This window comes from Streptomyces sp. NPDC059787 (assembly GCF_042732315.1).
Taxonomy (GTDB): domain Bacteria; phylum Actinomycetota; class Actinomycetes; order Streptomycetales; family Streptomycetaceae; genus Streptomyces; species Streptomyces atrovirens.
In genome coordinates this window covers 85,295-105,396 of sequence record NZ_JBHWHX010000027.1, presented here as the reverse complement: position 1 = coordinate 105,396, position 20,102 = coordinate 85,295, and the positions used below count along the sequence as shown (strand labels likewise).

The following is a 20,102-nucleotide window of genomic DNA, read 5'->3' as shown; positions in this document are numbered from 1 at the left end:
CGGATCGTGTGTGGCTGATCGCGCAGTTCCCCGCGCCCCTTGGGGCGCGGGGCTCACCGGCGCCTTACGCCTTGCGCAGGCGGAACGTCAGGGACAGGCCCTCGTCGGTGAACGGCGTGCCGTACGTGTCGTCCGCCTCACCCTGCGCGAAGTCCGTCGCCAGGACCTCCTCCGCGATCAGTCCCGCGTGCTCCGTCAGCGCGGCGACCGTCGCCGGTTCCGTCGCCGTCCAGCGCAGGGCGATCCGGTCGGCCACGTCGAGGCCGCTGTTCTTGCGGGCCTCCTGGATCAGCCGGATCGCGTCCCGCGCGAGCCCCGCGCGGCGCAACTCCTCGGTGATCTCCAGGTCGAGGGCGACCGTGGCACCGGCGTCGGACGCCACCGACCAGCCCTCGCGCGGGGTCTCCGTGATGATCACCTCGTCCGGGGCCAGGGTGATCGTCTCACCGTCGACCTCCACCGAGGCCGTGCCCTCGCGCAGCGCCAGGGAGAGCGCGGCGGCGTCCGCGTTCGCGACCGCCTTGGCCACGTCCTGGACCCGCTTGCCGAACCGCTTGCCCAGCGCACGGAAGTTGGCCTTCGCCGTGGTGTCCACCAGCGAGCCGCCCACCTCGGACAGCGACGCCAGCGACTCGACGTTCAGCTCCTCCGTGATCTGCGTGTGCAGCTCGGGGTCGAGGGCGCTGAAGCCGCCCGCCGCGATCAGCGCGCGCTTCAGCGGCTGGCGGGTCTTCACGCCCGACTCCGCGCGGGTGGCCCGGCCCAGCTCCACGAGCCGGCGCACCAGCACCATCTGCTTCGACAGCTCCGGGTCGATCGCGGACAGGTCCGCCTCCGGCCACGCGGACAGGTGCACCGACTCGGGGGCGCCCGGGGTGACCGGGGCGATCAGGTCCTGCCAGACCCGCTCGGTGATGAACGGGGTCAGCGGGGCCATCAGCTTGGTGACCGTCTCCACGACCTCGTGCAGCGTGCGCAGCGCGGCCTTGTCGCCCTGCCAGAAGCGGCGCCGGGAGCGGCGGACGTACCAGTTGGACAGGTCGTCGACGAACGCGGAGAGCAGCTTGCCGGCGCGCTGGGTGTCGTACCCCTCCAGCGCCTGGGTCACCTGGTCGGTGAGCGCGTGCAGTTCGGAGAGCAGCCAGCGGTCCAGGACCGGGCGGTCGGCCGGGGCCGGGTCGGCCGCCGACGGCGCCCAGTTCGACGTACGGGCGTACAGGGCCTGGAAGGCGACCGTGTTCCAGTACGTCAGGAGCGTCTTGCGGACGACCTCCTGGATGGTGCCGTGGCCCACCCGGCGGGCCGCCCAGGGGGAACCGCCGGCCGCCATGAACCAGCGGACCGCGTCGGCGCCGTGCTGGTCCATCAACGGGATCGGCTGCAGGATGTTGCCCAGGTGCTTGGACATCTTGCGGCCGTCCTCGGCGAGGATGTGACCGAGGCAGACGACGTTCTCGTACGACGACCTGTCGAAGACCAGGGTGCCGATCGCCATCAGCGTGTAGAACCAGCCGCGGGTCTGGTCGATGGCCTCGCTGATGAACTGCGCCGGGTAGCGGGCCTCGAACAGCTCCTTGTTCTTGTACGGGTAGCCCCACTGCGCGAACGGCATGGAGCCCGAGTCGTACCAGGCGTCGATGACCTCCGGCACGCGTGTGGCCGTCTTGCCGCAGCCGCCCTGCGCGCACGCGAAGGTGACCTCGTCGATGTACGGGCGGTGCGGGTCGAGGCCCGACTGGTCGGTGCCGGTCAGCCCGGTGAGCTCCGCGCGGGAGCCGACGACCGTGAGGTGGTCGTCCTCGCAGCGCCAGATCGGCAGCGGGGTGCCCCAGTAGCGGTTGCGGGAGAGCGCCCAGTCGATGTTGTTGTTCAGCCAGTCGCCGTAGCGGCCGTTCTTGACCGTGTCCGGGAACCAGTTGGTGTTCTCGTTCTCCTGGAGCAGCCGGTCCTTGACGGCGGTGGTGCGGATGTACCAGGACGGCTGCGCGTAGTAGAGCAGCGCGGTGTGGCAGCGCCAGCAGTGCGGGTAGCTGTGCTCGTACGGGATGTGCTTGAAGAGCAGGCCGCGCTCGTCGAGGTCGGCGGTGAGCTTCTCGTCGGCCTTCTTGAAGAAGACGCCGCCGACCAGCGGGACGTCCTCCTCGAAGGTGCCGTCGGGGCGGACCGGGTTGACCACGGGCAGGCCGTAGGAGCGGCAGACCTTGAGGTCGTCCTCACCGAAGGCGGGGGACTGGTGGACGAGGCCGGTGCCGTCCTCGGTGGTGACGTAGTCGGCGTTCACCACGTAGTGCGCGGGCTCGGGGAACTCGACCAGCTCGAAGGGGCGCCGGTACGTCCAGCGCTCCATCTCGGCGCCGGTGAAGGACTGGCCGGTGGCCTCCCAGCCCTCGCCGAGGGCCTTGGTGAGCAGCGGCTCGGCGACGACCAGCTTCTCCTCGCCGTTCGTGGCGACGACGTAGGTGACCTCGGGGTGGGCGGCGACGGCCGTGTTGGAGACCAGGGTCCACGGGGTCGTCGTCCAGACGACCAGCGCGGCCTCGCCGGCCAGCGGTCCCGAGGTGAGCGGGAAGCGGACGTAGACGGACGGGTCGACGACCGTCTCGTAGCCCTGCGCCAGCTCGTGGTCGGACAGGCCGGTGCCGCAGCGCGGGCACCAGGGGGCGACGCGGTGGTCCTGGACCAGCAGGCCCTTGTTGAAGATCTCCTTCAGCGACCACCAGACGGACTCGACGTACTCCGGGTCCATGGTGCGGTAGGCGTCGTCGAGGTCGACCCAGTAGCCCATGCGGGTCGTCAGCTCGGTGAAGGCGTCGGTGTGCCGGGTCACCGACTCGCGGCACCTGGCGTTGAACTCGGCGATGCCGTACGCCTCGATGTCCTGCTTGCCGGAGAAGCCGAGCTCCTTCTCGACGGCCAGCTCCACCGGGAGGCCGTGGCAGTCCCAGCCGGCCTTGCGGGCCACGTGGTAGCCGCGCATGGTGCGGAAGCGGGGAAAGACGTCCTTGAAGACGCGGGCCTCGATGTGGTGGGCGCCGGGCATGCCGTTGGCGGTGGGCGGGCCCTCGTAGAACACCCATTCGGGGCGGCCCTCGGACTGCTCCAGGCTCTTGGCGAAGATCTTCTGTTCGCGCCAGAACTCGAGCACGGCGTGCTCGAGGGCGGGCAGGTCGACCTGGGCGGGTACCTGGCGGTACGTCGGCGTTGTCATCAGCGGGCTTCCTCCGGCGGACTTGCTGCCTTCCGTCCGGAGGGACGAGAGCTGTGTCGATCCCTGCGCCGCCGTCGGCGCGCTCCCGCGGTACCACCCTCCTTGGCCCCCCGGTGCGTCGTGTGCTCCGGTGAGCCCCCTCATTGGGGTCGCGATGCCGGTTCTACCGCCCCGTACAGGGGTTTCCTCCGGCGGCTCCGGGGTGATCTTCACGTCGCGCTCGCCCCCGGGCTCACACCGTCCCCGGGTCGCTCTGGGCTGCGTACGCCGCTACTCGTCCCCATCCACGCTTTTCGCTCCGCCCAGTGTACGGCGCGGCGGGGACAGCGGCCGACCGGATTTCCGCTCGCCGTGCGACCCGGCGTACCTCGAATGGCGAAGTGCGCCCGTCCGGATCCCGGGACGTCCGTGTCGGCGGCATACCCGGCGGGGAGCTGGGCACAACGCATGAAGGTTCGCCGCGCGGCGTCCGCGGGGCGAGGAATCGGGCGGTGCGCCCCGTTGCCGCGGGACTCGAGTCGATTTATCGTCCCAGCACGATTCGCGCGCAAGATCACAATATGTGAAGGGGCCGCGGCCATGGTGGCGAAGAAGACCGCCGTACAGCAGCCGGCACCGTCCGGCGCCGCTCCCGGCGGTGGGGCCGAGAGGGCGGGTGGGACGGCCGGAGCCGCGGCGGCGGCGAAGGCACCCACGCGGACCACGACGGCGAAGAAGGCGACGGGCAGGGTGACGGGGGCACCCGCCAGGAAGACGGCGGGGAAGACGACGGCGCGGACGGCGCACGACGGCGAGCCGGTGGCGTCGAAGCCATCCGCCGGAACACCCAGGAAGAAGGCCGCGACCAGGAAGGCACCCACGAAAAAGGCCACCGCGCGGAAGCCGGCCGTCGAGGAGGCGCCCGCAGGGAAGGCCACGGTGAAGAAACCGCCCGTCGACGGGGCGTCCGCGGGAAAGGCCACCGCGCGGAAGCCGGCCGTCGAGGGGGCTTCTGCCGGGGAGGCCGGGGCGAAGGAGGAGGCCGTCGAGGGGGCGTCCGTCGGGAAGGCTGCGGTGAAGAAGCCGGCCGGGGCGAAGAAGCCGGCCGGGGTGAAGAAGGCGGCCGCCAAAAAGGTGGCTGCCGAGGCGGTGGTGCCTGGTGGGGGTGCCGTGGGGAAGAAGGGGTCGGGGAAGGGTGCCGTCCGGGAGGCGGCTTCCGCGGGTTCCCGGGAGGCCGGCCTCCCGGGGAGCGGGGCCGGTGGGCCCGTACAGGATGTGGCCGGGCACAGCACGGCCGATGACGCGGACGCGGTGGATGCCGCGGCGCAGACGGGAGTGACGACGGTGGGTGCGAAGAAGACTCCTGGCACGGCCACGGCGGCGAAGAGCCCCGTACCCAAGGCCCGGATCGGCGCGGCGGAGCCGGGCGACCTCGCGGTGCGTCCGGGGGAGGAGCCCTGGACTCCGGAAGAGGCCGAGGAGGCGCGGGCCGAGCTGACGTCCGAGGTGCTGCGGCTGCGCGAGGAGATCACCTCCTCCGAGCAGTCGCTGGCCGGCCTGATGCGGGACTCCGGCGACGGCGCGGGCGACGACGACGCCGACACCGGCACCAAGAACATCACGCGCGAGCACGAACTCGCGCTCGCCGCGAACGCGCGCGAGATGCTCACCCAGTTCGAGCGCGCCCTCCAGCGCCTCGACGCCGGTACCTACGGCCTCTGCGAGAACTGCGGCGACCCCATCGGAAAGGCCCGTATGCAGGCCTTTCCCCGGGCCACCCTGTGCGTCGAGTGCAAGCAGAAGCAGGAGCGACGGTACTGATCGGCGGGCGCGCGGGGCGTGCCGTACCCTCGTCCTTTAGTCAGGTACCTAGGTTGAGGGACTCACGTGGCAGAGGCGGAGCGCATCATCGGTACGCCGGACACCCCGGACGCGGACCGGGAGGAGCGGGAACGGGCCGGCACCGGGGCGACGTCGGCGGAGGCCGAGCGGCCCCGCGGCAAGCGGCGGATCGCCGTGCTGTTCGCCGTCGCCGTGTTCGCGTACGCCCTCGATCTGATCAGCAAGATGATCGTGGTCGCCAAGCTGGAGCACCACGAGCCCATCGAGATCGTCGGGGACTGGCTGCGCTTCGAGGCGATCCGCAACGCGGGCGCGGCCTTCGGCTTCGGCGAGGCCTTCACCGTGATCTTCACGGTGATCGCCGCGTCCGTGATCGTGGTGATCATCCGCCTCGCCCGCAAGCTTTACAGCCTGCCCTGGGCGATCGCGCTGGGCCTGCTGCTCGGCGGCGCCCTCGGCAACCTCACCGACCGGATCTTCCGCTCGCCGGGCGTCTTCGAGGGCGCGGTGGTCGACTTCATCGCGCCCAAGCACTTCGCCGTGTTCAACCTGGCGGACTCGGCGATCGTGTGCGGCGGCATCCTGATCGTGCTGCTGTCGTTCCGCGGCCTCGACCCGGACGGCACCGTCCACAAGGACTGAACGCGCGTACGGGGTTGTCGGACCCGTCCGGCATACTCGACGGGTGAGCACGATTCCCGAGATCCGTACCCTGCCCGTGCCGGACGGCCTGGAGGGCGAGCGCGTCGACGCCGCCATCTCCCGCATGTTCGGCTTCTCCCGCACCAAGGCGGCCGAGCTCGCCGCCGCGGGGAAGGTCACGGTCGACGGGTCGGTGGTCGGCAAGTCCGAGCGGGTCAGCGGCGGCGCCTGGCTCGAGGTGGAGATGCCGCAGGCGCCCGCGCCGGTGCAGGTGGTCGCCGAGCCGGTCGAGGGCATGGAGATCGTGCACGACGACGACGACGTGGTCGTGATCGTCAAGCCCGTCGGCGTCGCCGCCCACCCCTCGCCGGGCTGGACCGGCCCGACGGTGATCGGGGGCCTCGCCGCCGCCGGGTACCGCATCTCGACCTCAGGCGCCGCCGAGCGCCAGGGCATCGTGCACCGCCTCGACGTCGGCACCTCCGGCCTGATGGTCGTCGCCAAGTCGGAGTACGCGTACACGTCGCTGAAGCGCCAGTTCAAGGAGCGCACGGTCGACAAGCGCTACCACACGCTCGTCCAGGGCCACCCCGACCCGACCAGCGGCACCATCGACGCCCCCATCGGCCGCCACCCGCAGCACGACTACAAGTGGGCCGTCACCGCCGAGGGCAAGCCGTCCGTCACGCACTACGACCTCATCGAGGCCTTCCGCGCCGCCTCCCTGCTCGACGTCAAGCTGGAGACCGGCCGCACCCACCAGATCCGCGTCCACATGGCCGCCCACCGGCACCCCTGCGTCGGTGACCTCACCTACGGCGCCGACCCCACGCTCGCCAAGCGGCTCCGCCTGACCCGCCAGTGGCTGCACGCCGTACGTCTGGGCTTCGAGCACCCCGGCGACGGGCAGTGGGTGGAGTTCTCCTGCGACTACCCCGACGACCTTCAGCAGGCGCTGGAACAGGTCCGCGAGGAGACCTACGCATGAGCGCCGGCCACGTGGTCCGGGTGGCGGAGGAGTCCGCCGACCGCGAGGCGTGCTTCGCGGTCCGCAAGGAGGTCTTCGTCGCCGAGCAGGGTGTCCCCGAGGACATCGAGTACGACGCCTACGACGCCGGGGCCGTCCATGTGCTGGCGGTCGCGGCGGACGGCACACCCCTCGGCACCGGACGGCTGCTGCACGGCGAGGCCGCCGCGGCGAAGAACGGCGGCGACCCGGCGGTCGGCTCGCTGGGCCGGCTCGCGGTGACGAGCCGGGCGCGGGGCCTCGGCGTCGGCGCGGCGCTGGTGCGGGCCATCGAGGAGGCGGCCCGCGACCGGGGCCTCACCGCCGTCGACCTGCACGCGCAGACGCACGCCCTCGGTTTCTACGAGCGGCTGGGCTACGAGGCGTACGGGCCCGAGTTCCCGGACGCGGGGATCCCGCACCGGGCCATGCGGCGCGTTCTGTAGCGGAGGCCGCGAACGGCCGGTGAGGGCGTCGACGTGGCAGGGTGGAGATCCGCCCGCCGATCGTCGATCCGCCCGGAGCCGTGACCGTGGACCAGTTGACCCTGCTGTTCGCCCTGCTGCTCGGGGCCGTGGTGAGTGTCCCGGTCGGGGAGCGGCTGAGGCTGCCGGCGCCGGTGCTGATGACGGTCCTCGGGGCGGTACTGGCCCTGCTGGAGTTCGTACCGAACGTCGACATCCCGCCCGACCTGATCCTCCCGCTGCTGCTGCCGCCCCTGCTCTACGCCGCCGTACGACGGACCTCCTGGCGGCAGTTCGCGGCGAACGTCAGACCGATCCTGCTGCTCGCGGTGGCGCTGGTCTTCGTCACCACGCTGTGCGTGGCCACCGTCGCCCACGCGATCGTGCCGGGACTGCCGCTCGCCGCCGCCTTCGCCCTCGGCGCGCTGGTCGCGCCGCCCGACCCGGTCGCGGCGACCGCCGTCGCCGGGAAGCTGGGGCTGCCGCGCCGGCTGGTGTCGATCCTGGAGGGCGAGGGGCTCTTCAACGACGTCACGGCGATCGTCCTCTACAACGTGGCGATCGCCGCCGCCGTCAGCGGCAGCTTCTCCGCCTGGGAGGCCGGGCTCGACCTGGTGCTGTCGGCCGTGGTGGCGGTCGCGGTCGGGCTCGCCCTGGGCTGGGGCGCCAACAAGCTGATGGATCTCCTCGGGGACGCGACCCTGCAGATCGGGCTGAGCCTGCTCGTGCCGTACGCCTCCTACGTCGCGGCCGAGGAACTGCACGGCTCGGGCGTGCTCGCCGTGCTCACCACCGCGCTGTTCCTCGTCGAGTACGCCACCGACGCCGACGACGTCATGACCCGGCTGGCCGGGCACACCTTCTGGGACATCGTCGACACCCTCGTCACCGGGGTCGCGTTCGGGCTGGTCGGGCTCGAACTGCACAACGCGGTGCGGACCGCGTCCGGCCACTGGGGCGAGCTGCTCAGCTGGGCGGCGGTGATCGTGGGCGTGGTCGTCCTGGTCCGGCTGCTGTGGCTGCTGCCGGCGACCTGGCTGACGAAACGGCTGCACGCCGCGCGGGACACCGCCGAGGAGATCCCGGTGAGCTGGCGCGAGACCGTGGTGATGTGGTGGTCCGGGATGCGCGGGGTGGCCTCCGTCGCGCTGGCGCTGGCGATTCCGCTGGAGACCGACGCCGGGGGTGACTTTCCCGGCCGGAGCGAGATCATCTTCATCGCGTTCGGAGTGATCATGGCGACTCTGCTGGTGCAGGGGCTGAGCCTGCCGTGGCTGGTGGGGCGACTGGGGGTGCGGGCCGACACCGGGCGGGAGAAGCAGTTCGAGCACGACCTGGCGGTCCGGGCGGCGAAGGCGGCGAAGCGGAGGCTGCGCGAGATCGAGGAGGTCGAGGACCTGCCGGAGGAGCTGTCCGAGCAGATGCTGCGCAGCGCCTTCGACATCGGGATGCGGATCAGCCCCGACCTCGCGGACGACGAGCGGCGGGAGGCGCACCGGCAGCGGGCGCGGCGGCTGAAGCGGGTGCGGGGGATTCAGCGGGAGATGCTGAGCGCGGCTCGGCACGAAGTGCTGGCGGCGCGGAGTGAGGCGGGGGCGGATCCGGAGGTCGTGGACCGGGTGCTGCGGCATCTGGATGTGCGCAGTTTGCGCTGATTTTCTGGTTCTACCATCAGCGCACCGCTCGTCCTGTCTTGTTGAGAAATGGGCGTTTACCCAAGGGGCTTGGCATCTTTGGCGGCTTTTCGTTCGTAGAGTCCTCCTATGAATCGGAATGTTGTGATCAGTGGGGGCGGTACCGGGATCGGGCTCGCCGCCGCGCGGGTGTTCGCCGCCGGCGGGGACCGGGTGCTGTTGCTCGGGCGGCGCAAGGACGTGCTGGAGCGGGCCGAGGTGCCGGGCGCCCTGACGTACGCCGCCGATCTCGCCGAGCCCGAGGCCGTGCGCGGTGTCGCCGGCTTCGTGGGCCGGGAGTTCGGGGCCGTGGACGTGCTGGTCCACAGCGCCGGAGGCAACGGGCTCCTCGAACCACCGGCCGACGACGACGATCCGCTCGACGCCGTCGCCCGCTCCTGGACGGTCAACTTCCGGCTCAACCTGCTGACTGCCGCACTGCTCACCGAGGCCCTGCGCGACCGGCTCGCCGAGCCCGGCGGGCGCGTGCTGTTCATCGGCTCCATCGCCGCCTACCGGGGCCACGGACAGGTGGCGTACGGGGCGGCCAAGGCCGGCCTGCACCCGTACGCCCATGACCTCGCCCGGAGACTGGGCCCGCACGGCATCACCGTGAACGTGGTCGCCCCCGGCTACATCGAGGACACCGCCTTCTTCGGCGACGGCATCGACGGGGAACTGCGCGCCCGGCTGGTCGAGGAGACCCTGGACGGGCGCGCCGGAACGCCCGGGGACGTCGCCGCTACCCTGCACTGGCTCGCCTCCCCGGGTGCCGCACACATCACCTCGCAGATCGTCCAGGTCAACGGCGGCGCCGAGCGCGGCCACTGAGGTCCGGTCAGCGCTCCCTCGGATGGGTGTGCACGCGGCGGGCCGCCGGTACGCCGTCGGCGGAGCGGTGATCGCGCCGGCCGGGCGGCGGTACCGCGTCGGCCGCGTTGACCCGGGGCAGCGCGTAGGGGTGGTCGGCGGCCAGCCAGCGGATCATCCCCTCGCGGACCGCGACCCGTACCGTCCAGATGTCGTCCGCGTCCTTGGCCGTCACCAGGGCGCGCACCTCCATGGTGCTGGGGGTGCTGTCGGTCACGGTCAGGTTGAAGGCGCGGCCGTCCCAGGCCGGGCACTCCCGGAGGATGTCGCGGAGCTTCTCGCGCATCGCGTCCAGCGGGGCCGAGTGGTCGAGGTGCCAGAAGACGGTGCCCGTCATCTGCGGCGTCCCGCGCGACCAGTTCTCGAACGGCTGGGACGTGAAGTACGACACCGGCATGGTGATCCGGCGCTCGTCCCAGGTGCGCACGGTCAGGAAGGTCAGCGTGATCTCCTCGACCGTGCCCCACTCGCCGTCCACGACCACCGTGTCGCCGATGCGCACCATGTCGCCGAAGGCGATCTGCAGTCCGGCGAACATGTTGCCCAGCGTGGACTGGGCGGCCACACCGGCGACGATGCCGAGGATTCCGGCCGAGGCCAGCAGCGAGGCACCGGCCGCCCGCATCGCGGGGAAGGTCAGCAGCATCGCGGCCACCGCCACCACACCGACGATCGCCGAGACCACCCGCCGGATCAGCGTCACCTGGGTGCGCACCCGGCGGACCCGCGCCGGGTCGCGCTCGCGGTGGGTACTGGCGTACCGCGTGTACGTGGTCTCGACGACCGCGGCCGCGATCCGGATCGCCAGCCAGGCGGCCGACCCGATCAGCACCAGGGTCAGGGTCCGGCCGATGGCGGCCTCGTGGTCCGGCAGCAGTTCCGCCTCGTCGTACGACCCTCTCAGCAGGGCCGCGCACAGCAGCAGCTGGTAGGGGATCCGGCCGCGGCGCAGCAGACCCCACAGCGGAGTCTCGGGGTGGCGTTCGTCGGCCTTGCGCAGCAGCAGGTCGGTGGCCCAGCCGAGCAGCAGGGTGAGTACGACCGAGCCGCCGACCACGATCAATGGGCGGAGCACGTCATCCATGCCCCCGAACCTAACCGGCTCGCGCGGGCATGAACATGTGACTTCCGCGCGATCGCGGGTAGGGCCGTGATCCGGCGTCGTCACACCGGGCTGGCACCATGGACCGCATGAACATCATGCTCTTTCACTCGACCTACGGTCTGCGGCCCGCTGTGCGCCGGGCCGCGGACCGGCTGCGCGCGGCCGGACACGAGGTGTGGACGCCCGACCTCTTCGAGGGCAGCACGTTCGACACGGTCGAGGACGGCATGGCGTACAAGGAGGAGACCGGCAAGGACGAGTTGCTGAAGCGGGCCGTGCTGGCCGCCGCGCCCTACTCCGAGCGGGGGCTGGTGTACGCGGGGTTCTCCTTCGGCGCCTCCGTCGCCCAGACGCTGGCCCTCGGCGACGACAAGGCGCGCGGACTGCTGCTCCTGCACGGCACGTCGGACATCGCGGAGAACGCCTCGGCGGACGAACTGCCGGTGCAGCTGCACGTCGCCGAGCCGGACCCGTTCGAGACGGACGACTGGCTCACCGCCTGGTACCTGCGGATGGGCCGGGCCGGGGCCGACGTCGAGGTGTACAGATACGCGGGCGCCGGTCACCTCTACACCGACCCCGATCTCCCCGACTACGACGAGGAGGCCGCCGAGGCCACCTGGCGGGTGGCGCTCGGCTTCCTCGACTCGCTGGAGGGCTGACGTCAGCTGGGCGTCACACCGGGTCGTGGGTGCGCTCGACCTTCTGCGTGCCGCTGCGGGTGCGGTAGGAGCGGACCCACTCGGACGTGGCGTCCGCCGCCGTACGGTCGGACAGCACGTAGTAGTCCATCTGCGCCCGCTCGGCGGTGATGTCCAGTACGCCGTAGCCGTGCCGGTCGGTGTCGACCCAGTGGACGTGCCGGTTGGCGGCCCGGATCAGCGGTGCGGCGAGCGTGGAGACGGTGCCCTCGGGGACCTTCACGATGTCGTCGAGGTTGTCGGAGGTGACCGAGGTGACCACGAACTCCGTGGCGGCCGACGCCGACAGCGGATAGGTACCGGCGTTCACCGGCACGTCGTTGGCCCACGCCATGTGGATGTCGCCGGTGAGGAAGACCGTGTTGCGGACGGCGTTCGTCCGCAGGTGGGCGAGGAGTTCGCGGCGGTCGTCGGTGTAGCCGTCCCACTGGTCGGTGTTGAGGGCGAGCCCCTCCTGCGGCAGGCCCAGCAGCTTCGCGAGCGGCTTGAGGAGGCTCGCGGGAAGGGAGCCGAGGGAGAACGGCGAGATCATCACCGAGGTGCCGACCAGCCGCCAGGTGGTGTCGGACGCCGTCAGCCCCGCCTTCAGCCAGTCCAGTTGGGCGCGCCCGGTGAGCGTGCGGTCCGGGTCGTCGACCTCGCCGTCGCCGAGGGAGACCTGCTGGGAGCGGAAGGAGCGCAGGTCGAGCAGGGACAGATCGGCGAGCTTGCCGAAGCGGAGCCGGCGGTAGGTGGTGCCGGCGAGCGCGGGCCGTACCGGCATCCACTCGAAGTAGGCCTGCTTGGCGGCGGCCTGGCGGGCCGCCCAGGCGCCCTCCGCGCCCTCGGTGTGGTTCTCGGCGCCGCCCGACCAGGTGTCGTTGGCGAACTCGTGGTCGTCCCAGATCGCGACGACCGGCGCCTTGGCGTGCAGGGCCTGGAGGTCCGGGTCGGTCTTGTACGTGGCGTGCCGGAGCCGGTAGTCGGCGAGGGTGACGATCTCGTGGGCGGGGGTGTGCGGCCGGACGACCTCGTCGCGGGCGCCGTACTCGCCGGTGCCGTACTCGTAGATGTAGTCGCCCAGGTGCAGCCAGGCGTCCAGGTCGCCGCGGGCCGCGAGGTGGCGGTACGCGGCGAAGTGGCCGGCCTCCCAGTTGGCGCAGGAGACCACGCCGAAGCGCAGGCCGGTCACGGCGGCGTCGGCGGCCGGGGCGGTGCGGGTGCGGGCGACGGGCGAGTCCGTGCCGCCGGCGGAGAAGCGGAACCAGTAGTCGGTGGCCGGACGCAGGCCGCGGATGTCCGCCTTGACGGTGTGGTCGGAGGCGGCGGTGGCGAGGGTCGAACCCTTCGCGACGACGTCGGTGAACGCCCTGTCCCGGGCGACGGTCCAGCTCACCTCGGTGTCCGGGCCGAGCCCGGAGCCGGGTATCGCCTCCGGCGTCGGCGTCACGCGGGTCCACAGCAGGACGCCGTCCGGCAGCGGGTCGCCGGAGGCGGCGCCGTGCAGGAAGGCGGGCGCCTGCGCGGTCGCGGCACGCGCGGGGAGGGCGGCGGCGAGCGGTCCGGCCAGCACCGCGGTGGCGGCGGCTGCCCTGACGACCGTACGACGGCGCGGGGACGGGGAGTCGGTGTCCGCGGTGGCGGAGACGGCGCTCTCGGATGATCTGTGTCGACTGGTCACAGCCGATCAGGTTACTGACAGGTACACGCAAGAGCGGGCGAACTCGCGAAAGTTCGCCCGCTCTTCGGCGTGCCGTCGTACGGCCGGGACTCAGGCCTTGAGGGCCGCGTCGACCGCCGTGTTGAACTCGTCCACCGTCATGGGCGCGTTCTGCCCGTCGGAGCCGGTGAGCTTCTTGCCGTCCATCATCAGCGTCGGCGTGCCCTCGACGCCCTCGGTGTTGTCGAACACGTCGGACATCTCCAGCGCCCACTTGTCGTAGGTGCCGTCCTTCACGTCCGCCTGGAACTCCTTGTTGTTCTTCAGCGCGTCGACCGTGTTGGCGACCTTGATCAGGTACGCGTCGTCCGCGAACTTGTCGTCCGACTCCTCGGGGTGGTACTCGGCCGAGTAGAGCGCGCTCTTGTAGGCGAGGAACGCCTCGGGGCTGACGTTCAGCGCGGAGCCCAGGGCGCTCAGGGCGTTCTTGGAGCCCTCGCCGGTCAGGCCGCGGTCGAGGAACGAGGCGCCTATGAAGCGGATCTTGTACTTGCCGTCCTCGACGTCCTTCTCGACGGTCTTGCCGACCGTCTGCTCGAAGGAGGCGCAGACCGGGCAGCGCGGGTCCTCGTACAGCTCCAGGGTCTTCTTCGCGTCGGACTCGCCGATGACGACGGTCGTGCCGTTCTTGCCGCTGGTGTTGGCCGGCTTGACGAGCTTGGCGTCCTTCGCGGCCTCCCAGGCGTCGGGCTTGTTGGCCTGGACGACCGCGTAGCCGATGCCGCCGGCCGCGGCCAGCACGCCGACGACCGAGGCGGCGACGATGAGCTGCCGCCTGACCTTCGCCTTCTTCGCCTGGCGCTCGCGCTCCACGCGCAGCCGCTCCCGGGCCGCCGTCTTCGCCGCCTGGCTGTTCCGCTTGCTCATGGTGATGTCTCCACGGGGGACGCACACGGTCGTGCCGTGTGCGGGATACGTATGGGGATGCTGGTGCTCGGAGGGTTCGCCGGGGCGGGGGCCGCCCTCAGGCGAAGGCGACGGAGCACGGCGGTCCGCGCCGTCCCAGGGAGTGCGCGAGGAGCAGGGTGCGGGCCGTGGCGGTACGGCGGACCGGGCGGGCCGGACGGCGGACCTCCGGGGCCCGGCACACGGTCACCGCGGCGACCGCGAGCAGCAGCGGCCGGAAGGTCGTGGCCGCCACCGCGCCCAGCAGCTGGGCCAGCGCCCGCTCGCCGCGGCGCAGCCAGGCGGCGGCGAACAGACCGACCCCGATGTGCGCGCCGAGCAGTGCCCAGGCGGTCGCCGGGTCGGCCTGGGCGAGCAGGGCCGCCAGCCGGTCGCCGCCCTCGGCGGCGTGCCCGGTGGCCCGGACGAGCGGTGTGCCCACGCTGGTGCCGTCGCCGCACAGCACGTCGAAGCCGACGGAGCGCAGCGGGCCCGCGACGGGGCCGCCCATCCGGCCGTAGCAGACGTGCTGGCCGGTGGTGAAGACGGTGTCGGCGGCCAGCTCCAGCGGGATCAGCAGGGCGGCGATCCGCCCGAAGGAACGCTCCCGCCCCGCCAGGGCGTACGCCAGGAGGAACACGGCGGCGGCGATCGCGGCCACCGTGTTCAGCGGCAGCGGGACCCCGGACAGCAGCACGTGCGACGCGGCGCTGAGCGTCACGACGACTGCCGTGAACAGCGCCGCGCGTACGGCTCTGAGCTGGGTTCCGGATATGTCCATGGCGGGAACGAGTGTGTCACGTGCTCCGGTAAGGGATCCCTAAAGGGTTCCTGTGGATGTGCGGATGGTCACAGGCCCGGAATCCGGCCGTTGCGGAACAGGTCCAGGAAGATCTGGTGGTCGCCGCGCGCGCGGGCGCCGTAGTCGTGCGCGAACTCGACCAGGAGGGGGACCAGGGAGTCCTCGTCGGCGGCGATCGCCGCGTCGATGGCGCGCTCGGTGGAGAACGGCACCAGGGACTCGCCGGAGGTGTCGTCCGCCGCCGCGTGCATCGTCGCCGTGGCCCGGCCGAGGTCGGCGACGACCAGGGCGATCTCCTCCGGGTCGTCGATGTCGCCCCAGTCCAGGTCCACGGCGTACGGCGAGACCTCGGCGACGAGCTGGCCCGCGCCGTCCAGCTCGGTCCAGCCCAGCCACGGGTCGGCGTGCGCCTGGAGGGCGCGCTGGGAGATCACCGTGCGGTGCCCCTCGTGCTGGAAGTAGTCCTGGATCGCCTGGTCGGTGATGTGCCGGGAGACGGCCGGGGTCTGGGCCTGTTTGATGTAGATCACCACATCGTTCTCCAGGGCGTCGCTGTGACCCTCCAGGAGGATGTTGTACGACGGCAGCCCGGCCGAGCCGATGCCGATGCCGCGGCGGCCCACGACGTCCTTCACGCGGTAGGAGTCCGGGCGGGCCAGCGAGGCGTCCGGCAGCGTCTCCAGATAGCCGTCGAAGGCGGCGAGCACCTTGTAGCGGGTGGCGGCGTCCAGCTCGACCGCGCCGCCGCCGGCGGCGAAGCGGCGCTCGAAGTCACGGATGTCGGTCATCGAGTCCAGCAGCCCGAACCGGGTCAGCGAGCGGGCGTCGCGCAGCGCGTCGAGCAGCGGCCCCTGGGCGGTGTCCAGGGTGAACGGCGGCACCTCGTCGCTCTTCGCGCCGGTGGCCAGCGCGTGGATCCGCTCCCGGTAGGAGGCCGCGTAGATCGTGACCAGCTCGGTGATCTGCTCGTCGCTGAGCGCCTTCGCGTAGCCGATCAGCGCCACGGAGGCCGAGAAGCGCTTGAGGTCCCAGGTGAAGGGGCCGACGTAGGCCTCGTCGAAGTCGTTGACGTTGAAGACCAGGCGGCCGTTGGAGTCCATGTACGTGCCGAAGTTCTCCGCGTGGAGATCGCCGTGGATCCACACCCGTGAGGTGCGCTCGTCCAGGTACGGGCCGCTCCGCTTCGAGCCGAACTGATCGGACACGGTCAGATCGTGGTAGAAGAGACACGCCGTCCCGCGGTAGAAGGCGAACGCCGAGGCCGCCATCTTGCGGAACTTCACCCGGAACGCGGCCGGGTCGGCGGCCAGGAGATCGCCGAAGGCGGTGTCGAGGACGGCGAGGATCTCCTCACCGCGGTGCTCGTCGTTGAGCTGCGGTACCGACATCGCTTTGTGCCTCCAGGTGCGGGATGTCTCGGGACGGCTGGTCCGTCCCCTGTCCAACGTGCGACGGGTCACGGGAGTGCCCGCGCCACCGTCCGAAGGTACGTCGTGGCGGCCTCCGCGTGTCAGCGTCGGGGCATAGACTTCGACGCTGTCCCCCAGACCGTCCGCCTGCCCGTCACAGGCCGTTTTCCTTGGAGGCCGCACCGTGTCGAAGCCGCCGTTCACGCACCTGCACGTCCACACCCAGTACTCGCTGCTGGACGGTGCCGCGCGGCTGAAGGACATGTTCAACGCCTGCAACGAAATGGGCATGTCGCACATCGCCATGTCCGACCACGGCAACCTGCACGGGGCGTACGACTTCTTCCACTCCGCGCAGAAGGCCGGAGTCACCCCGATCATCGGGATCGAGGCGTATGTCGCGCCCGAGTCCCGGCGCAACAAGCGCAAGATCCAGTGGGGCCAGCCGCACCAGAAGCGGGACGACGTCTCCGGTTCCGGTGGCTACACCCACAAGACGATGTGGGCCGTGAACAGCACCGGCCTGCACAACCTCTTCCGGCTCTCCTCCGACGCGTACGCCGAGGGCTGGCTGCAGAAGTGGCCCCGGATGGACAAGGAGACCATCAGCCAGTGGTCCGAGGGGATCGTGGCCTCCACCGGCTGCCCGTCCGGCGAGGTGCAGACCCGGCTGCGCCTCGGCCACTTCGACGAGGCCCTCAAGGCCGCCGCCGACTACCAGGACATCTTCGGCAAGGACCGCTACTTCCTGGAGCTGATGGACCACGGCATCGAGATCGAGCACCGGGTCCGCGACGGCCTCCTGGAGATCGGCAGGAAGCTCGGCATCCCGCCCCTGGTCACCAACGACTCGCACTACACGTACGCGCACGAGGCGACCGCCCACGACGCGCTGCTGTGCATCCAGACCGGCAAGAACCTCTCCGACCCCGACCGCTTCAAGTTCGACGGCACCGGCTACTACCTCAAGTCCACCGACGAGATGTACGCCATCGACTCCTCGGACGCCTGGCAGCAGGGCTGCGCCAACACCAGGCTGATCGCCGAGATGGTCGACACCACGGGCATGTTCGAGAAGCGCGACCTGATGCCCAAGTTCGACATCCCGGACGGGTACACCGAGGTCAGCTGGTTCAAGGAGGAGGTCCGCCGCGGCATGGAGCGCCGCTTCCCCGGCGGTGTCCCCGAGGACCGCCAGAAGCAGGCGGACTACGAGATGGACGTCATCATCCAGATGGGGTTCCCGGGGTACTTCCTCGTCGTCGCCGACTTCATCATGTGGGCCAAGAACAACGGCATCGCGGTCGGCCCCGGCCGTGGCTCCGCGGCCGGCTCGATCGTCGCCTACGCCATGGGCATCACCGACCTCGACCCGATCCCGCACGGCCTGATCTTCGAGCGGTTCCTCAACCCCGAGCGCGTCTCCATGCCCGACGTCGACATCGACTTCGACGAGCGCAGGCGCGTCGAGGTGATCCGGTACGTGACCGAGAAGTACGGCGCCGACAAGGTCGCCATGATCGGCACCTACGGCAAGATCAAGGCGAAGAACGCCATCAAGGACTCCGCGCGCGTACTGGGCTACCCGTACGCGATGGGCGACCGCCTCACCAAGGCGATGCCCGCCGACGTCCTCGGCAAGGGCATCGACCTGAACGGCATCACCGACCCCTCGCACCCCCGCTACAGCGAGGCCGGCGAGATCCGCGGGATGTACGAGAACGAGCCGGACGTGAAGAAGGTCATCGACACCGCCAAGGGCGTCGAGGGCCTGGTCCGGCAGATGGGCGTGCACGCCGCCGGCGTGATCATGTCCAGCGAGCCCATCGTGGACCACGCCCCCATCTGGGTGCGGCACACCGACGGCGTGACCATCACACAGTGGGACTACCCCCAGTGCGAGTCGCTGGGCCTGCTGAAGATGGACTTCCTCGGCCTGCGCAACCTGACCATCATGGACGACGCCGTCAAGATGGTGAAGGCCAACAAGGGCGTCGACCTGGACCTGCTGAGCCTGCCGCTCGACGATCCGAAGACCTTCGAACTCCTCCAGCGCGGCGACACCCTCGGCGTCTTCCAGTTCGACGGCGGACCGATGCGCTCGCTGCTGCGGCTGATGAAGCCCGACAACTTCGAGGACATCTCCGCCGTCTCCGCGCTCTACCGTCCCGGCCCGATGGGCATGGACTCGCACACCAACTACGCGCTGCGCAAGAACAAGCTCCAGGAGATCACCCCGATCCACAAGGAGCTGGAGGAGCCGCTCGAAGAGGTCCTCGCGGTCACCTACGGCCTGATCGTCTACCAGGAGCAGGTGCAGAAGGCCGCCCAGATCATCGCCGGCTACTCGCTCGGCGAGGCCGACATCCTCCGCCGCGTGATGGGCAAGAAGAAGCCCGAGGAACTGGCGAAGAACTTCACCATCTTCCAGGCCGGCGCCCGTAAGAACGGCTACAGCGACGAGGCCATCCAGGCGCTCTGGGACGTGCTGGTGCCCTTCGCCGGCTACGCCTTCAACAAGGCGCACTCCGCCGCGTACGGACTGGTGTCCTACTGGACCGCCTACCTCAAGGCGAACTACCCGGCCGAGTACATGGCCGCGCTGCTCACCTCGGTGAAGGACGACAAGGACAAGTCGGCGATCTACCTCAACGAGTGCCGCCGCATGGGCATCAAGGTGCTCCCGCCGAACGTCAACGAGTCGGTGCACAACTTCGCCGCCCAGGGTGACGACGTGATCCTCTTCGGCCTGGAGGCCGTGCGCAACGTCGGCACCAACGTGGTCGAGTCGATCATCAAGAGCCGCAAGGCCAAGGGGAAGTACACCTCCTTCCCCGACTACCTCGACAAGGTCGACGCGGTCGTCTGCAACAAGCGCACCACGGAGTCGCTGATCAAGGCCGGCGCCTTCGACGAGCTGGGGCACACCCGCAAGGGCCTCACCGCCCACTACGAGCCGATGATCGACAACGTGGTCGCGGTCAAGCGCAAGGAGGCCGAGGGACAGTTCGACCTCTTCGGCGGCATGGGCGAGGAGGAGACCAGCGAGCCCGGCTTCGGCCTCGACGTCACCTTCACCGACGACGAGTGGGACAAGACCTACCTGCTCGCCCAGGAGCGCGAGATGCTCGGGCTCTACGTCTCCGACCACCCGCTGTTCGGCCTGGAGCACGTGCTGTCCGACAAGGCGGACGCGGGCATCTCCCAGCTCACCGGCGGTGACTTCGGCGACGGCGCGGTGGTCACCATCGGCGGCATCATCTCGGGCCTCCAGCGCAAGATGACCAAGCAGGGCAACGCCTGGGCGATCGCCACCGTGGAGGACCTCGCGGGCTCCATCGAGTGCATGTTCTTCCCGGCGACGTACCAGCTCGTCTCGACGCAACTCGTCGAGGACGCCGTGGTGTTCGTCAAGGGCCGGCTCGACAAGCGGGAGGACGTGCCGCGGCTGGTCGCGATGGAGCTGATGGTCCCCGACCTGTCCAACGCCGGCACCAACGCGCCCGTGGTGCTCACCATCCCGGCCACCCGCGTGACCCCGCCGATGGTCAGCCGGCTCGGCGAGATCCTCACCCACCACAAGGGCGACAGCGAGGTGCGGATCAAGCTCCAGGGGCCGACGAAGACGACCGTGCTGCGCCTGGACCGGCACCGGGTGAAGCCGGACCCGGCCCTGTTCGGTGATCTGAAGGTCCTCCTCGGACCGTCCTGCCTGGCGGGCTAGCGAGCGCGTCCGGCCGACGCGTGCGAGGGGCGCACCCTGTGGTGGGTGCGCCCCTCTTCATGTGCCCGGACCTTCGTGCGCCCGGGTCTTCAG

General features: G+C 70.8%; 14 protein-coding genes. 8 read left to right on the top strand and 6 right to left on the bottom strand.

All coding sequences use genetic code 11. The features are described 5' to 3' along the window. Positions 1–64 precede the first annotated feature (64 nt). Positions 65–3,208 carry an isoleucine--tRNA ligase gene (ileS, locus tag ACFV5H_RS24560; protein WP_385054801.1) on the bottom strand — a complete coding sequence of 1,048 codons (3,144 nt, stop codon included), beginning with the start codon at positions 3,206–3,208 and terminating at the stop codon, positions 65–67. Positions 3,209–3,787: 579 nt separating this feature from the next. Here ileS and ACFV5H_RS24555 point away from each other — a divergent pair. The 6 genes from ACFV5H_RS24555 (at position 3,788) to ACFV5H_RS24530 (ending at position 9,645) form a co-directional block, all read left to right on the top strand. Continuing rightward, positions 3,788–5,008: a TraR/DksA C4-type zinc finger protein gene (locus tag ACFV5H_RS24555; protein WP_385197294.1), complete on the top strand. Its 1,221-nt coding sequence runs from the start codon at positions 3,788–3,790 to the stop codon at positions 5,006–5,008. Positions 5,009–5,074: 66 nt separating this feature from the next. Beyond that, positions 5,075–5,671 (top strand): signal peptidase II, encoded by a 597-nt coding sequence (gene lspA, locus ACFV5H_RS24550; RefSeq protein WP_385054806.1) that lies wholly within the window; start codon positions 5,075–5,077, stop codon positions 5,669–5,671. A gap of 43 nt (positions 5,672–5,714) precedes the next feature. After that, complete coding sequence (locus tag ACFV5H_RS24545; RefSeq protein WP_385054808.1) at positions 5,715–6,659, top strand: RluA family pseudouridine synthase; 945 nt, start codon at positions 5,715–5,717, stop codon at positions 6,657–6,659. After that, on the top strand, positions 6,656–7,123 hold the full coding sequence (locus ACFV5H_RS24540; RefSeq protein ID WP_385054811.1) for a GNAT family N-acetyltransferase: 468 nt from the start codon (positions 6,656–6,658) through the stop codon (positions 7,121–7,123). Before ACFV5H_RS24545 ends, ACFV5H_RS24540 begins: the two co-directional genes overlap by 4 nt. Before the next feature lie 86 nt (positions 7,124–7,209). Continuing rightward, positions 7,210–8,796, top strand: coding sequence for a Na+/H+ antiporter (locus ACFV5H_RS24535; protein WP_385197292.1), 1,587 nt, complete (start codon positions 7,210–7,212; stop codon positions 8,794–8,796). 108 nt (positions 8,797–8,904) lie between these two features. After that, positions 8,905–9,645 carry an SDR family NAD(P)-dependent oxidoreductase gene (locus tag ACFV5H_RS24530; RefSeq protein ID WP_385054817.1) on the top strand — a complete coding sequence of 247 codons (741 nt, stop codon included), beginning with the start codon at positions 8,905–8,907 and terminating at the stop codon, positions 9,643–9,645. Between the two features lie 7 nt (positions 9,646–9,652). Here the strand turns inward: ACFV5H_RS24530 and ACFV5H_RS24525 are convergent, their stop codons facing one another. Further along, the gene (locus ACFV5H_RS24525) at positions 9,653–10,768 is read right to left on the bottom strand and encodes a mechanosensitive ion channel family protein (RefSeq protein WP_385054820.1); all 1,116 of its coding nucleotides are present in this window, start codon (positions 10,766–10,768) and stop codon (positions 9,653–9,655) included. A gap of 107 nt (positions 10,769–10,875) precedes the next feature. On the opposite strand from ACFV5H_RS24525, the gene ACFV5H_RS24520 reads away from it, so the two are divergent. Beyond that, complete coding sequence (locus ACFV5H_RS24520; protein ID WP_385054822.1) at positions 10,876–11,451, top strand: dienelactone hydrolase family protein; 576 nt, start codon at positions 10,876–10,878, stop codon at positions 11,449–11,451. A gap of 13 nt (positions 11,452–11,464) precedes the next feature. Here the strand turns inward: ACFV5H_RS24520 and ACFV5H_RS24515 are convergent, their stop codons facing one another. The 4 genes from ACFV5H_RS24515 to ACFV5H_RS24500 all read right to left on the bottom strand — a co-directional run bounded on the left by ACFV5H_RS24515 (position 11,465) and on the right by ACFV5H_RS24500 (position 16,264). Continuing rightward, entirely contained in the window at positions 11,465–13,150 is a 1,686-nt protein-coding gene (locus ACFV5H_RS24515) for an alkaline phosphatase D family protein (protein WP_385197291.1), read from the bottom strand. 90 nt (positions 13,151–13,240) lie between these two features. Further along, positions 13,241–14,056, bottom strand: coding sequence for a DsbA family protein (locus ACFV5H_RS24510; protein WP_385197289.1), 816 nt, complete (start codon positions 14,054–14,056; stop codon positions 13,241–13,243). A gap of 97 nt (positions 14,057–14,153) precedes the next feature. Then, complete coding sequence (locus ACFV5H_RS24505; protein WP_385197287.1) at positions 14,154–14,855, bottom strand: hypothetical protein; 702 nt, start codon at positions 14,853–14,855, stop codon at positions 14,154–14,156. A 68-nt stretch (positions 14,856–14,923) separates the two neighbouring features. Further along, positions 14,924–16,264, bottom strand: a complete 1,341-nt coding sequence (locus ACFV5H_RS24500; RefSeq protein ID WP_385054833.1) for a DUF2252 domain-containing protein — start codon at positions 16,262–16,264, stop codon at positions 14,924–14,926. Positions 16,265–16,469: 205 nt separating this feature from the next. On the opposite strand from ACFV5H_RS24500, the gene dnaE reads away from it, so the two are divergent. Next, complete coding sequence (gene dnaE, locus ACFV5H_RS24495; RefSeq protein WP_385054836.1) at positions 16,470–20,009, top strand: DNA polymerase III subunit alpha; 3,540 nt, start codon at positions 16,470–16,472, stop codon at positions 20,007–20,009. Positions 20,010–20,102: the final 93 nt, after the last annotated feature.